The 12719-nt window shown below is 62.1% G+C and carries 11 protein-coding genes; 6 read left to right on the top strand and 5 right to left on the bottom strand.

Going from position 1 to position 12719, the window contains the following annotated elements:
• Positions 1 to 15: 15 nt before the first annotated feature.
• The 3 genes from KLP40_RS03430 to KLP40_RS21155 all read right to left on the bottom strand — a co-directional run bounded on the left by KLP40_RS03430 (position 16) and on the right by KLP40_RS21155 (position 4426).
• Complete coding sequence (locus tag KLP40_RS03430) at positions 16 to 723, bottom strand: SDR family oxidoreductase (protein WP_215592224.1); 708 nt, start codon at positions 721 to 723, stop codon at positions 16 to 18.
• An 87-nt stretch (positions 724 to 810) separates the two neighbouring features.
• Positions 811 to 2721 (bottom strand): glycoside hydrolase family 13 protein, encoded by a 1911-nt coding sequence (locus tag KLP40_RS03425; protein ID WP_215592223.1) that lies wholly within the window; start codon positions 2719 to 2721, stop codon positions 811 to 813.
• Between the two features lie 349 nt (positions 2722 to 3070).
• Positions 3071 to 4426 (bottom strand): DNA/RNA non-specific endonuclease, encoded by a 1356-nt coding sequence (locus tag KLP40_RS21155; protein ID WP_246558609.1) that lies wholly within the window; start codon positions 4424 to 4426, stop codon positions 3071 to 3073.
• A 380-nt stretch (positions 4427 to 4806) separates the two neighbouring features.
• Here KLP40_RS21155 and glgP point away from each other — a divergent pair, with 380 nt between their 5' ends.
• Positions 4807 to 6462, top strand: a complete 1656-nt coding sequence (glgP, locus tag KLP40_RS03415; RefSeq protein ID WP_215592222.1) for an alpha-glucan family phosphorylase — start codon at positions 4807 to 4809, stop codon at positions 6460 to 6462.
• A 115-nt stretch (positions 6463 to 6577) separates the two neighbouring features.
• Here the strand turns inward: glgP and KLP40_RS03410 are convergent, their stop codons facing one another.
• Entirely contained in the window at positions 6578 to 7168 is a 591-nt protein-coding gene (locus tag KLP40_RS03410) for an arylesterase (RefSeq protein WP_215592221.1), read from the bottom strand.
• Positions 7169 to 7355: 187 nt separating this feature from the next.
• Between KLP40_RS03410 and KLP40_RS03405 the strand changes: the two genes are divergently transcribed.
• Positions 7356 to 7673 carry a thioredoxin family protein gene (locus KLP40_RS03405; RefSeq protein ID WP_215592220.1) on the top strand — a complete coding sequence of 106 codons (318 nt, stop codon included), beginning with the start codon at positions 7356 to 7358 and terminating at the stop codon, positions 7671 to 7673.
• Positions 7674 to 7684: 11 nt separating this feature from the next.
• Positions 7685 to 7927, top strand: a complete 243-nt coding sequence (locus tag KLP40_RS03400; RefSeq protein WP_215592218.1) for a DUF6952 family protein — start codon at positions 7685 to 7687, stop codon at positions 7925 to 7927.
• Positions 7928 to 8040: 113 nt separating this feature from the next.
• Here the strand turns inward: KLP40_RS03400 and KLP40_RS03395 are convergent, their stop codons facing one another.
• On the bottom strand, positions 8041 to 9459 hold the full coding sequence (locus KLP40_RS03395) for a hypothetical protein (protein WP_215592217.1): 1419 nt from the start codon (positions 9457 to 9459) through the stop codon (positions 8041 to 8043).
• Positions 9460 to 9706: 247 nt separating this feature from the next.
• Between KLP40_RS03395 and KLP40_RS03390 the strand changes: the two genes are divergently transcribed.
• From KLP40_RS03390 to KLP40_RS03380, 3 genes are all read left to right on the top strand, one after another.
• Positions 9707 to 10156 carry a ribosome-binding factor A gene (locus KLP40_RS03390; protein ID WP_215592216.1) on the top strand — a complete coding sequence of 150 codons (450 nt, stop codon included), beginning with the start codon at positions 9707 to 9709 and terminating at the stop codon, positions 10154 to 10156.
• 141 nt (positions 10157 to 10297) lie between these two features.
• Positions 10298 to 11107, top strand: coding sequence for a class I SAM-dependent methyltransferase (locus KLP40_RS03385; RefSeq protein WP_215592215.1), 810 nt, complete (start codon positions 10298 to 10300; stop codon positions 11105 to 11107).
• Between the two features lie 130 nt (positions 11108 to 11237).
• The gene (locus KLP40_RS03380) at positions 11238 to 12464 is read left to right on the top strand and encodes an FtsX-like permease family protein (protein ID WP_215592213.1); all 1227 of its coding nucleotides are present in this window, start codon (positions 11238 to 11240) and stop codon (positions 12462 to 12464) included.
• The last annotated feature ends 255 nt before the right edge of the window (positions 12465 to 12719 follow it).

The raw sequence follows: 12719 nt of genomic DNA, 5'->3' as shown, positions 1-12719 counted from the left end.
AAGGCGCGGCTAAAGCTACCATTCCTGGGACACGGGATGCAACATCAGCTCATCCACCACCACGTGGGCGGGCGCCTCGAGCACGTAGCGCACGGCCTGGGCCACGTCGGAGGGGCGCAGGTGAGTTTTTTCGGCGGCGGCGCTGCCCGGCTTGGAGTCGTTGAAGTAGGTATCCACCATGCCCGGGTAAATGGTGCTCACCTTGATGCCGTGGGGCCGCACCTCCTTGCGCAGGGAGCCCAGCAGCGCGTCCTGGGCGTACTTGGTGGCCCCGTAGGCGGTGCCGTGCTCAAAGGTGCGCCGGCTCACATCGGAGGCAATGCCCACGATGTGGCCCCGGCCCTGGGCCTTGAAGTGGGGCACCACGGCCTTGCAGAGCAGGAAGGTGCCCTTCACGTTCACGGCAAACATCTGGTCCCACTCGGCGGCCTCGAAGTGCTCGAGTAACCCGAAGGAACCCACCCCGGCGTTGCAGATGAGCATGTCGAGGCGGCCGTAGCGGCTCAGGGTTTCGTTGACGATGTGCTGGGCGTCGGCTTCGTCGGCCACATCGGCCGGAATGGCCAGGCCCTGAGTTTTGGCGTTAAGCTCTTCCAGTTCCTCGGCGGTGCGGGCTACGGCTACCACTTTGGCACCCTGCAGGGCCAGCAGCAGGGCAATGGCCCGCCCGATGCCGCGGCTGGCACCCGTTACAATGGCTACTTGGTCGGTGAGGTCAGTCATGGTTTTATCAGGTTTACACTGAAAATACTACAAGCGTAGCATATAAGTAGCGGGGGCCGGCGGTGGTTCCCGGCGGCCCCGCAGTTCTTATTTTTTCAGCTCCACCACCCAGGACGTGCGGCCGGGAATTGTAAAGGTTTTAAGGTCGGAAAGCGCCGCACCGGTCATGATTTCGGTGCCGCCCGTGAAGCCGCCGGTGCGCTCCACAAAGCGGGCCCCGTCCACGGTTTTCTCGTCCTTATTGCCGTTGAGCAGGATCATGACGGCCTCGCCCTGGTCGTTGTAGCGGAAGTAGGTGTACACGCCATCCTGCGGGATGAACTGCATGAGCTTGCCCGTGGCCAGCACCGGGTGGGCCTGGCGGTAGAGGCTGAGCTTGCTGAGGTAATTGAACGCCTCGCCCGCCTGACCCGTGCGGCCGGCCGCCGTGAAGTAGTTCTGCTTATCACCGGCAAAGCCGCCGGGGAAGTCCTCGCGCACCTTACCGTCGGGGTTCGAGAAGTTCTTCATCAGCACCTCGGTACCGTAGTACAGCTGCGGAATGCCGCGGCTGGTGAGCAGCCAGGTAACGCCCAGCTTGTACTTGTCGAAGTCTTCGCCAATCACCGAGTAGAAGCGGCTCATGTCGTGGTTGTCGAGGAAGGTCACGTTGCGGGTGGCGTCCTCGTACATCCAGTCGCCCTGCAGGGCTTCGTACACCCGGTTCAGGTTGGGCTGGTCGCCCCGCAGCGCGTCGTGAATGGCGTTCTGCGACTGGAAATCGAACACCGATTCCAGGTTGGACTTGAAGCCATCGACGGGCTGGAACACGTTGCGGGCGAAGAACGCCTGCTGGGCTGTGCTGCCCACCCAGGCCTCGCCAAACTTGAACAGGTTCGGAAACTCCTCATTCAGGGCCTGGCCCCACTGCATCAGAAACTTAGGGTCGGAATACGGGTAGGTGTCGATGCGGTAGGCGTCGAGGCCGGTGTACTCCACCCACCACAGGAAGTTCTGAATCAGGTAGGTCGCCACCAGCGGGTTGCTCTGGTTCACGTCGGGCATGGTGGTATCGAACCAGCCTTTGTTATACAGCTTGCGGTCCAGCTGGGAGCCGTAAGGGTCGTTGAGGGCCGAGGAGTTGTAGTTGCTGCGCGTGAAGCCGGGCCACTGGTTGAACCAGTCCTTGGCGGGCTGATCCAGGAACAGGTAGTTTTGGGAACCCATGTGGTTGAGCACCACGTCGTGCACCACTTTCAGCCCGTTCTGATGGGCCTTTTCTACAAACTGCTTGTATTCTTCCAGCGTGCCGTAGCGGCGGTCAGTGTTGTAGTAGTCGGTGAGGGCGTAGCCGTGGTAGCTGGCCTTGGGCATGTCGTTTTCCACCACCGGCGTCAGCCACAGAGCCGTCACGCCCAGGCTCTTGAAGTAGTCGAAGTGGTTTTCGATGCCCTTCAGGTCGCCGCCGTGGCGGGCGTACATCGAGTCGCGGGCCACTTTGGGCGCGCGCATGTCCTTGATATAATCGTTTTTCGGGTCGCCGTTCGAGAACCGGTCGGGCATCAGGAAGTAGATGAAATCCTGTTGCGCGAGGCCCTGCACCTTCTGCTGGTCGCCGGGCGTGGTGCGCTGCCTGAGCTCGTAGGCGAAGGTGGTTTTCTTGCTGCCCTTAAACTCCAGCTGCAGCTTGCCGGGCCGGGCCGTGGGGCTGATGGTGAGGTTGAGCAGCAGGTAGTTGGGGCTTTCCAGCTTCTGCACCCCGTCCAGGGTCACGCCCTCGTAGGCCCTGAGCGTGGCGGTGCTGCTGGCAATGCCGGGCCCGTGCACCAGCAGCTGCAGCTTGGGGTTTTTCATGCCCACCCACCAAAAGGTCGGGTCGATGCGCTGGATGGCGGCGGTTTTGGCGGCCGGGGCGGCCAGTTCGGTAAGCGTTACGGCCGGGGCAGCCAGGGTGGCAGAGGTGGTGGCGGCAGCCAGCAGTGAGCCGGCCAGCAGCGGCAGAAATCGGGAAGGTATCATACCAGTGAGTGGGAAGTCGGAAACGTGGCAGACAAGGTACGGTGCCCGGCCCCGGTTACGCTACTGCCTCACCACCCCAAACTAGTGGGCTATTGACGAATGTTGCGTGCCTCGTTGCGCTGTCGAGCCGTTTCTGCTCCACAACCCGGCTAATGGGGCACGGACTCCAGTTCGTAGCCCGCCGCCCGAACGGGCCACGGACTGAAGTCGGTGCCCCCATAATCAGCCTACGCAAAAGCCCCGCCACCTGTACACCAGGCAACGGGGCTTCGGGAACGGGTGTGGACCGGCGCCGACTTCAGGACTCAGCCGGCAGCAAAATCAGGAGACGCGGGCAGGCCAAGGGAGCTTAGAGAGTCGGGCCGTTGTCGACCTTGGCTTCCACTACCTGCTGCACGCTGGCGGGCAGCGCGGAAAGCACGTCGAGGCCGGTGGCCGCCTCAATGGCATCGACGCTGGTGCGATACTGGCCCCAGTTGCTGGTCGTCCCCTGCTGATTGGGCGTGTCGATGGCGATGATGCGGGTCGAAGTCGACACGCGGCTCACATCGTTATTGCCCACGGGCAGCACCACGATAACCTTCCACACGCGGGCCGGCACCTGGATGCGGCCCTGGTCGATGGTTTCGGTGTAGCCGGCCGAGCCAGTGCCGCCACGGCCGTAGGCGCCCATGATGATGTAGAGCTCGTTGCCCTGGCTCAGGAGCGTGCGGGAGTAGTTTTCCAGCGCCGCCCAGGTAATCTGGTTGTTGTTGGGCGCCTGCGGAATCATGTTGGTCATCAGGAACGTGGCCGAGTTGGCGGCCACCGAGCTGGTGCGGTCCGCGGAGGGGCAGTTGTGGCCCCGGTCGAAGCCGGAACCGCTGTAGCTGGTGCCCTGCACCTGGTACCAGCCGGCGGGCAGGGTGTTGTCGGCCCGGAAGTCATTCTGGCGGGCGGCGGAGCCGCTCCAGCTGGCATCCAGGTGCCAGCTTACCCACGTAGGAGTGCCCCGGTCGCGGTGGTAGCTCAGCGCATACTCCGGCTTGTTGAGCAGGTAGTTGGTGGGCATACTGATGTTGGTTGCCGCCCCGCTGGGGTTGCCCATGGTCAGGTGCTGATTGTCGGCCGCGGCGGGCGGGGGCGGCGAAGTAGTTCCGCCGTACTGCTCTACCGTGATGTTATCAAAGTTGATGCGGCTGGTACCGCCCGAAGTCTTGCGGATTTGCAGCCGCACGGTGCCGGTCAGGTTCACGCTGATGGAGGCCGTGCTGAGCGCGGTGCTGCTGGTGGTGATGGTGCTGCCCTTCTTGGTGAAGGTGCCACCATTCTGACTGGCCCACAGCTCCCACTGCGACGAGGCGTCGGAGCCGTACTTGGCGTGCTGCACCGTAACCACGCCCGCGCCGGTGGTGAGGTTAAAGTTGGTGGCCAGCGAGCCGGTATTGCGCACCCGCGCCGACTGGCTGCCGGTTTTGCGGTCGGCGGTGGTGTTGCCCAGCAGCGCGTCATTCAGGGTCCAGGAGCCCGAGCCGAGCGTGACGGAACCCGTAGTATAAGAGGTTTTGGTGCCCGTTTCGAAGGTTTCCGGGAAGCCGGCGCTGCTGACATCGGCCGCAGACGTTACGGCGGCAACTACGGGAACGGGCGTGATTTCCTGCTTGGCGCAGGACAGAACGGAGAAGCTCAGCAGGGAAGCTGTGAGCCAGCGCAGGGGGTAGCGCATAGAAATGAGGGAGGTGTGTGTGGTTGTGGAGAACGGGACAGGGCTGCCATCCGCGCCGCAAAGCTACCGGGGCCGCCGCGTCGGATAAGGCCGCTTACATTATGTAATTATTACCAAATCAGCAGGCTGGCAGCCGCCGTAGTGGGCAACCCGCCGCCGGAGTCGCCACGGGCCTGATGGCGAACGGGTCCGCACCCAGCGCGCCGCCCGGCAATGATGCTTGTTTGCCTATTATCGGTGGTTGATTTGCATTTTGCGCTTCTTCACGAAGTCCAATCGAACTGCTACCGGGTTTTCCGCTTTTTTTGGGTACTCATGCGTGGCCCGGCTCCGGTCCGGCCGCTGGTTCTTCTTGTATTCCCCACTGACGACCCCGCCCTATGGCCTTCGAATTTACCCCCTACACCCCCGCCCCCGAGTTTGCCACGCCGGCCGCCTACTTCTCCATGGAATTTGCCCTGGACCAGGCCCTGAAAACCTACTCCGGCGGCCTGGGCTTTCTGGCCGGCTCCCACATGCGCTCCGTGTACGAGCTCAAGCAGAACGTTATCGGCATCAGCATCCTGTGGTCGTTCGGCTACTACGACCAGGGCCGCAACGAGGACCAGACCATGCGGGCCGACTTCCGCCACAAGCACTACAGCTTCCTGCAGGATACCGGCCTGACCTTCCCCATCACCATCCACAACGCCCAGGTGCTGGTGCGCGCCCTCTACCTGGCCCCCGACACGTTCGGCACGGCCCCCATGTTCTTCCTGACCACCGATATTCCGGAGAACGACTACCTCTCGCGCACCATTTCCCACCACCTCTACGAGGCCGATACGGCCGCCCGCGTGGCCCAGAGCATCCTGCTGGGCGTGGGCGGCGGCAAGCTGCTCGACCTGCTGGGCCGCCAGACGGAGGTCTACCACCTCAACGAGGGCCACGGCCTGCCCCTGGCCTTCTACCTCTACGATAAGTTCGGCCGCGACCAGCAGAAGGTGCGCGAGCACCTCGTGTTCACGACCCACACCCCCGAGCTGGCCGGCAACGAGGAACACCCCCTGGATCTGCTCTACAAGATGTCCTTCTTCGGCACGCTGAACCTGGAGCAGGTGCGCGCCCTGGGCATCGTGGAGAACGAGCGGGTGAACTATACGCTCACGGCCCTGCGCTTTGCCCGCATCAGCAACGGCGTTTCCAAGGTGCACGGCAAGGTGGCCAACGAAATGTGGGGCCACAACGCGGGCATCAGCCCCATCATCGCCATTACCAACTCCCAGAACGGCACCTACTGGCGCGATAAGGCCCTGCACGAGGCCCTCGAAGCTAACGACGACGAGGCCCTGCTGGCCCGCAAGCGGGAGCTGAAAAAGCAGCTGTTTGACATCGTGGCCGACCAGACCGGCACCCTGCTCGACCCCGATGCCCTCACCCTGGTGTGGGCCCGCCGCTTCGCCGGCTACAAGCGCGCCGACCTGATTCTGCGCCACTTCGAGCGGTTCCGCAAGCTGGTAACCGACTCCGGGCGGCCGCTGCAGGTGATCTGGGCCGGTAAGCCCTATCCTAAGGACTACGGCGCCATCGGGGTGTTCAACAGCCTCATCGAGCAAACCAAGAACTTCAACACCTGCGCCGTGCTCACCGGCTACGAGCTTAACCTCTCGGCCGCCCTCAAGAAAGGTTCCGACCTCTGGCTGAACACGCCCCGCTTCCCCCGCGAGGCCTCCGGCACCAGCGGCATGACGGCCGCCATGAACGGCAGCATCAGCCTGAGCATCCCCGACGGCTGGATTCCTGAATTCGCCCGCCACGGCGAAAACAGCTTCCTGCTGCCCCTGGCCGACCTCCACGCGGCCGATAACGTGAAGGACGATTTTGAGGCCCAAGGCGTGCTCGACGTGCTCGAAAACGAAATCATCCCGCTCTACTACGGCTCACCCGAGAAGTTCCTGGCCATCCGCAAAGCCGCCATGCGCGAGGTGGAGCCCGAGTTCGAGTCGGGCCGCATGGCCACCGAGTACTACGAGCGGATGTATAAAGTGGGGTCTTAGGATCTTAGGGTCTGGGGGTCTGGGATGACGTCCAGGCCGGCGCAACGGCTTGGCCGGTTTATAAGGGTCTGGGGTCTGGGATGATGTCCACCGGCATTGGACATCATCCCAGACCCTAAGACCCCAAGACCCCACTCAGCACCGGCCACACGTTGTCGGCCAGGAGTTTCTGGCCTTCGGCGTTAGGATGCACGCCGTCGGGGAGGTTGAGGTGGCGCTGGCCCAGCACGCCGTGGAGCAGGAAGGGCACGAACTCGACGGCATTTTTCTCGGCCAGCTGGCGGAACAGGGCCTTAAACTCCTGGGCGTAGTGGCCCATACGGCCCCCGCCCAGGGTAGCCAGCGGCCCCAGATCGAAGGGAAACTCCATGCCTACCAGCACCCGGCGGGCCTCAGGGTGAGTGCGCTTCACCTCATCGAGCATGAATTGCAGGTTCTGGGCGGTTTCGCGGACCGGAATGCCACGCAACGCGTCGTTCACGCCCAACTCCAGCACGAATACGCTGAGGCGCTCGAAACGGGCCAGCACACCGGGCAGGCGCTGGCGGCCACCGGCCGTGGTTTCGCCGCTCACGCCGTAGTTGTGGGCTTTATAGGGCAGGTGGTGGGCATCGAGCTTTTCCTGAATCCGGGAAGGGAACGACTCGCTGGCGCGGAGCTGGTAACCCGCCGTGAGCGAGTCGCCGAAGAAGAGAATGGAATTCATAGCGCAGGAAAACCCCGGCCGGCCCCGAAAAGTTGCCCCGGTGCCCGCCTGCACCCCGACATTCGGCTACGCGCATGTTCCGGTCCGCAGGAGAACTTTTTTGTCGGCCCCAGGCTTTACCTTTGCCGGTAGAGGAGAATGATTCTCTGCTGTCCGCTTTTTTTGCCGTTTCTCAAACTTGCCTAGCATGTCCGTTACCAAAGCCACCGACGCCGATTTCCAGCAACTGCTCCAGGAAAATGAAAAGGTAGTGGTGAAATATTACGCCGACTGGTGCGGCAACTGCCGCCTGTTTTCGCCTAAGTTCAAGCGCCTGGCCCAGGCCGAAGAAAACCAGGGCATGACCTTCCTCGACGTAAACGCCGAAACCAGCCCCGAAGCCCGCAAGCTGGCCAGCGTGACGAATCTGCCCTTCTTTGCCGTATTCCGCAACGGGGAGCTGGTCGACACCGTGGCCGCCAGCAAGGAAGAAGCCGTGGCTTCGCTCATCGCCCGCCTCAACTAACCCGCCGCGCCATGAAAATGCCCGTTATCCGGCACCTGGTGGAAACCCAGACCCTGGAAACCCTGGTGGCCGCCGAAGAAGCCCTGCTGGAAGAGCAAACGCCCGCCTTTGCGGTAGAGGGCGAGGACGAAGGCGAGCAGCTCACCCACGTGTTTGCCGCTATCTTCATCCTCAACCACATGCAGGACCACCAGTCCGACTTCAAAACTGCCCTGCGCGAATACACTAAAAAAGTCCGTGTCAGCATCAGCTAACGGAGAAGTGAAATAGTGAGGTGGTGAAATGGTGAGTTGATGTTCAGGAATTCTAACCGCGCTGATTGCGCCGACAGGACTTCCGAACATCAACTCACCATTTCACCACCTCACTATTTCGCCTTCAGCCGGTACACGCCTTTGGTGCTGGTGGGCTCGTAGCGGCCGAAAATGCCGGGAATCTTGTACTGGAGCTCCGGCACGAGGCCGCGCTGGTCGATGAGGTAGCGGGGTGGGTTGGGGCGGAAGTTGCGGGCCAGCCGGAACACCGCTTCGTATTGGTTGAGGTGGCCGAAATCGGTTTGGGCGAGCTGCCAGCTGAGGTAGGGCGTGGCGAGGCGGTTCTGCACGTAGGGGCCCATATCGGGGCCGAGCACCAGCAGGCGCTGCCCCTTCAGAAACTGGTAGCGGGGGTTGGGCCGGCTGGCATAGCGGCTTTCGGAGGGTAGCCGGAGTACGTTGTCCAGGAAAAATGCCGCGCGGTAGCGCACCACCAGCACCGCGCCCACCAGCACCAGCAGCAGCAGCTCGGGCACCCAGGCCCGCTGGGTTTTCTGCCACAGGTAGAGGCTGAAATACGTGAGGGGAGGCAGCAGCAGGACCAGCGTGCCGGGGGCAGTGCCCCGGCCGGCGGCGGCCATGAGTGCGGCCACCAGCAGCCACACCAGCATCAGCTGCTGAAACTTCACCTGAAACACGAGGCCCGGGGGCAGCACGAAGCTGCGCAGCAGCCCCGCCAGCAGTACCACGCCCGGCAGCAGCAGCAGGCGCAGCTGCACCCACAGCGGCAGGCCGTCGGCCCCGGCTACCAGCCCGCTGAGCGTAGGCCGCAGGTGGAACTGTGCAAAGCCCGGCAGTGAATCGGTGTAGAGAAAGAAGGTGCCCACCACCGCGTAGGGAAACAGAAATCCGCACACCAACAGCAAAAAGCTCCGGAACGAGTTGGCGGCGAAGATAATAACCGCAAACAGGGCCAGCAGCAGAAACAGGGCCAGCGGCAGATAGCACAGGGCCGCCACCCCAATCAGAAAACCCGCCCGGAACAGGCGCCGGTTGTCGTAGCCCTCCCGCGAAGTGGGCAGCAGGGCGCTGAAACCGGCAATCAGGAAGGTGTGGCCCAGCAGCAGGGGCGAGAGGATGTCGAGGTCGGTGGAAACGGACCCGAGCAGCAGATACACCAGGGCCGCCACATAGCCCCGCTCGGGGTGCACATCGGCGCGGTTGAGCACGAAGTTGAAGCGCAGGGCCTGGAACGCGAGCAGCCCCAGGGCCAGCAGGCGGTAAAGCCACAGGGGCCGGTTGGCTACCAGCTCGAGCAGACCAGCCAGGGCCGCCGCCAGCGGGGCCGTACTGTCGTACAGGTCGCGGTAGAGGTGGGCGCCCGCTCCCAGCTGCTCGCCCAGCAGCATTTCGCGCAGCTCCACGGGCATCAGCGGCAGGCCCCACCAGAGCAGCGGCAGGCGCAGGGCCAGCAGCAGCAGCAGCAGCACCGCGAGCCGGGTAAGCAGGGAGCTTTTAAAAAATTGTAGCAAGTGGACGTGGGGGCTTGGGTAGCAGAGGCTCGGAAGCCCGGAAACAAATATACGGCCTCCCTCGTGGCCTCCCGCGCCTCATTTCTTCCTGAGCCTCCTCCGAAATGCCCCCGCGCCCTGGTGGCCCGCTACGCGCTGCTATGCGGGCCAGCATGCTCGTTGTTGATTCGGCTTCCCTGACTTCAACCAGACTCCCGGCGTTTTACGCTTCTAAGACCCTAACAAAGACGTATCTTTGCCGCCTATTATGGAAAGCAAACGACAGCAAAAAGTATCCAGCCTGCTCCAGCAGGAATTAGCCGCCGCCTTTCAGCGCGACCTGCCCCACCTGTTTCCGGGTCTGCCGCCCGGCATCAGCACGGTGCGCGTATCGCCCGACCTGGGCGTGGCCCGCGTGTACCTGAGCGTGCTCACGGTGGGCGGCACCAATCCCGGCGAGCAGCAGCTGGTGCTGGTGAAAGACAATGGCAAGGCCATCCGCCAGGCCCTGGCCAAGCGCGTCCGCAGCCAGTTGCGCATTGTGCCCGAGCTGGTTTTCTTCCTCGACGACTCGGCCGCTTACGCCGCTCAGATGGACAAGGTATTCGGCGACCTGCACATTCCGCCCGCCCCCGCCGAAGACCCCACCGGTACCGCGGATGAAGCCGGCAGTGCCCCCAAACGCCCCAAACTCTTCGCCGACGATGAAAGTGAGTGAGCTGGCGAACTAGTGAACTAGTGAGTTGATGTTCGGCTGGCCCTGTTTGGAGCAGATTGCTCAGGCACCCAGTCAGTCGACCGGCTCCTTATTTTGCTGTTCCAACCTCAACTCACCATTTCACCATTTTCCCCTCTCACCTTGTACTACGACCCGATTAAGAAGTCGCTCGGCGAAGTATTCAACCGCACGCCGCTACTGCGCCGCCTCTTCTATCACCTGCTCGATTTGCTGCTGCTGCGCACCTGGCACGTGCACCGGGAGCTGCGCCAGTGGTCGAAGGGCCGTACCCAGGAGGCCCTGGCCATCCTGGATGCCGGCTCCGGCTACGGGCAGTACACGTACTGGCTCTCGGGTCAGAGCCCGAAGTGGGAAATCCTGGCCGTGGACGTGAAGGACGAGCAGGTGGCCGATTCCAACCGCTTCTTCCGTCAGATTGGCCGCACCAACGCCCAGTTTGCGGTCCAGGACCTGGTGCTCTACCAGCAGCCCAACACCTTCGACCTGGCTTTGTCGGTCGATGTGATGGAGCACATTCTGGAAGATGTGGAAGTGTTCCGCAACATTCACGCCTCCCTCAAAGACGGCGGCATGCTGCTCATTTCCACCCCCAGCGACCAAGGCGGCTCCGACGTGCATTCCGACGGGGAAACCTCCTTCATCGAGGAGCACGTGCGCGACGGCTACAACATCCACGAAATTCAGCAGAAGCTGCGTACGGCCGGTTTTGAGCGCATTGAGGCCCAGTACAGCTACGGCGAGCCGGGCCAGATTTCCTGGCGCCTGAGCATGAAGTACCCCATCCTGATGCTGGGCTACTCCAAGTGGTTTTTCCTGCTGCTGCCCTTCTACTACCTTCTTACCTTCCCCTTCTGCCTGCTGCTGAACTGGTTTGATGCCAACACCCGCCACGAATCCGGCACCGGCCTGATTGTGAAAGCCTGGAAATAGCCCTTTTCCGTTGGAGGACGTATCTTGGCTTCGGAACCCGGCCCCGGTGCACTTCACGCACCATGGCGCCGGCTGACCGCCCGTTGCCTTTCTTTCACTCTCTCCCCATCCGCCAAATCGCGCCCTGCACGTGAACGTACCGTTGCTCATTGCCCGGCGTTATTTTCTCTCGAAGAAGAAGCGCAACATCATCAGCATCATCTCCAACATTTCCATGGTGGGCGTGGCGGTAGGCACGATGGCGCTGATTATTGTGCTGTCGGTTTTCAACGGGCTCGAAGATCTGGTGCGCAGCCTCTACGGCAAATCCGACCCCGATCTGGTCATCACGGCCGTGAAGGGCAAGTCGTTTGAGCTCCAGGCCCCGCTCCTGACCAGGCTCCGGGCCACGCCCGGCGTGCGCCTGGTCACGGAGGTCATCGAAGACAATGCCCTGCTCCAGTACCGCGACCGGCAGATGGTGGTGAAGATGAAGGGCGTGTCGAAGAATTACTATAACCAGAGCAATATCGATTCGGCCATCGTGGACGGCAGCCACGATCTGCACCGCGAAGGCCTCGATTACGCCCTGCTTGGGGCCGGGGTGCAGCATGAGCTCAGCATTACCCTCGACAACCGCTTCGCGCCCATGCGCCTGCTCTACCCCAAAGCGGGCAAATTCCGGGTTTCCATGGACCCCGATGCGTACTTTACCCAGAAGAATATTCTGGCCGGGGGCGTCTTCCTGATTGAGCAGCGCATCGACGACAGCTACGTTTTTGTGCCCCTGGAATTTGCCCAGAGCCTGCTCAACTACGGCAACCGACGCACGGCCCTGGAGGTGAAAGTGAAAACCGGCGAGGATATCGGCGACGTAAAGCAGGCCATCAAACAGCGTCTGGGTCCCGATTTTAAGGTGCTCGATTCCGACGAGCAGCACGTGTCGCTGCTCAAGGCCATCAAGGTGGAGAAGATGTTCGTGTTCATCACCTTCGCCTTCATTCTGCTCATTGCCAGCATCAACATCTTCTTTTCGCTGTCCATGCTCGTCATCGATAAGAAGAAGGACATGGCCGTGCTGATGGCCATGGGCGCCGGCCGGCGCACCATCCGCAATATCTTCCTGTTTGAGGGCGCCATTGTGGCCCAGGTAGGGGCCATCACGGGGCTGGTGCTGGGCGTGGGCATCTGCTGGCTGCAGCAAACCTTCCACATCGTGAGTATGGGCATGGCCACCAGCGTGGTCGACTCCTACCCGGTGAAAATGCAACTTTCCGACGTAGTCCTCACCGGCGTGGCCATTATCTTCATCACCATTGCCGTTTCCATCCGGCCGGCCCTGAACGCTTCGCGCCTCGATGTGCGGGATAACCTCTAAAAAGTCAGGCAGTTGATTGTCTGCGCGCCTGGTTTCAAAAAAGGAAGCAGGCAGCGGCAAGGGGCAAAACTGCCCGGAAAGCTTCCCAAAATGAAAATAACCGCCTGAACAGCCCCTAAAGGGTGTTTGGGCGGTTATTTTCTTTTGGCGAAGCGTAGGAATTTCACAGGGGAAGTCTGTTACCTTCGTAGACTACAAAGCGTACTTCGGCTGGCGAATACGCAGTATTCATCTTTAAAATGTAATTATTCTTGG

The organism is Hymenobacter piscis (genome assembly GCF_018760735.1).
GTDB classification, from domain to species: Bacteria; Bacteroidota; Bacteroidia; order Cytophagales; family Hymenobacteraceae; genus Hymenobacter; species Hymenobacter piscis.
Note: the sequence above shows the minus strand (reverse complement) of the source record. Positions and strands in the feature narration are given on the sequence as shown.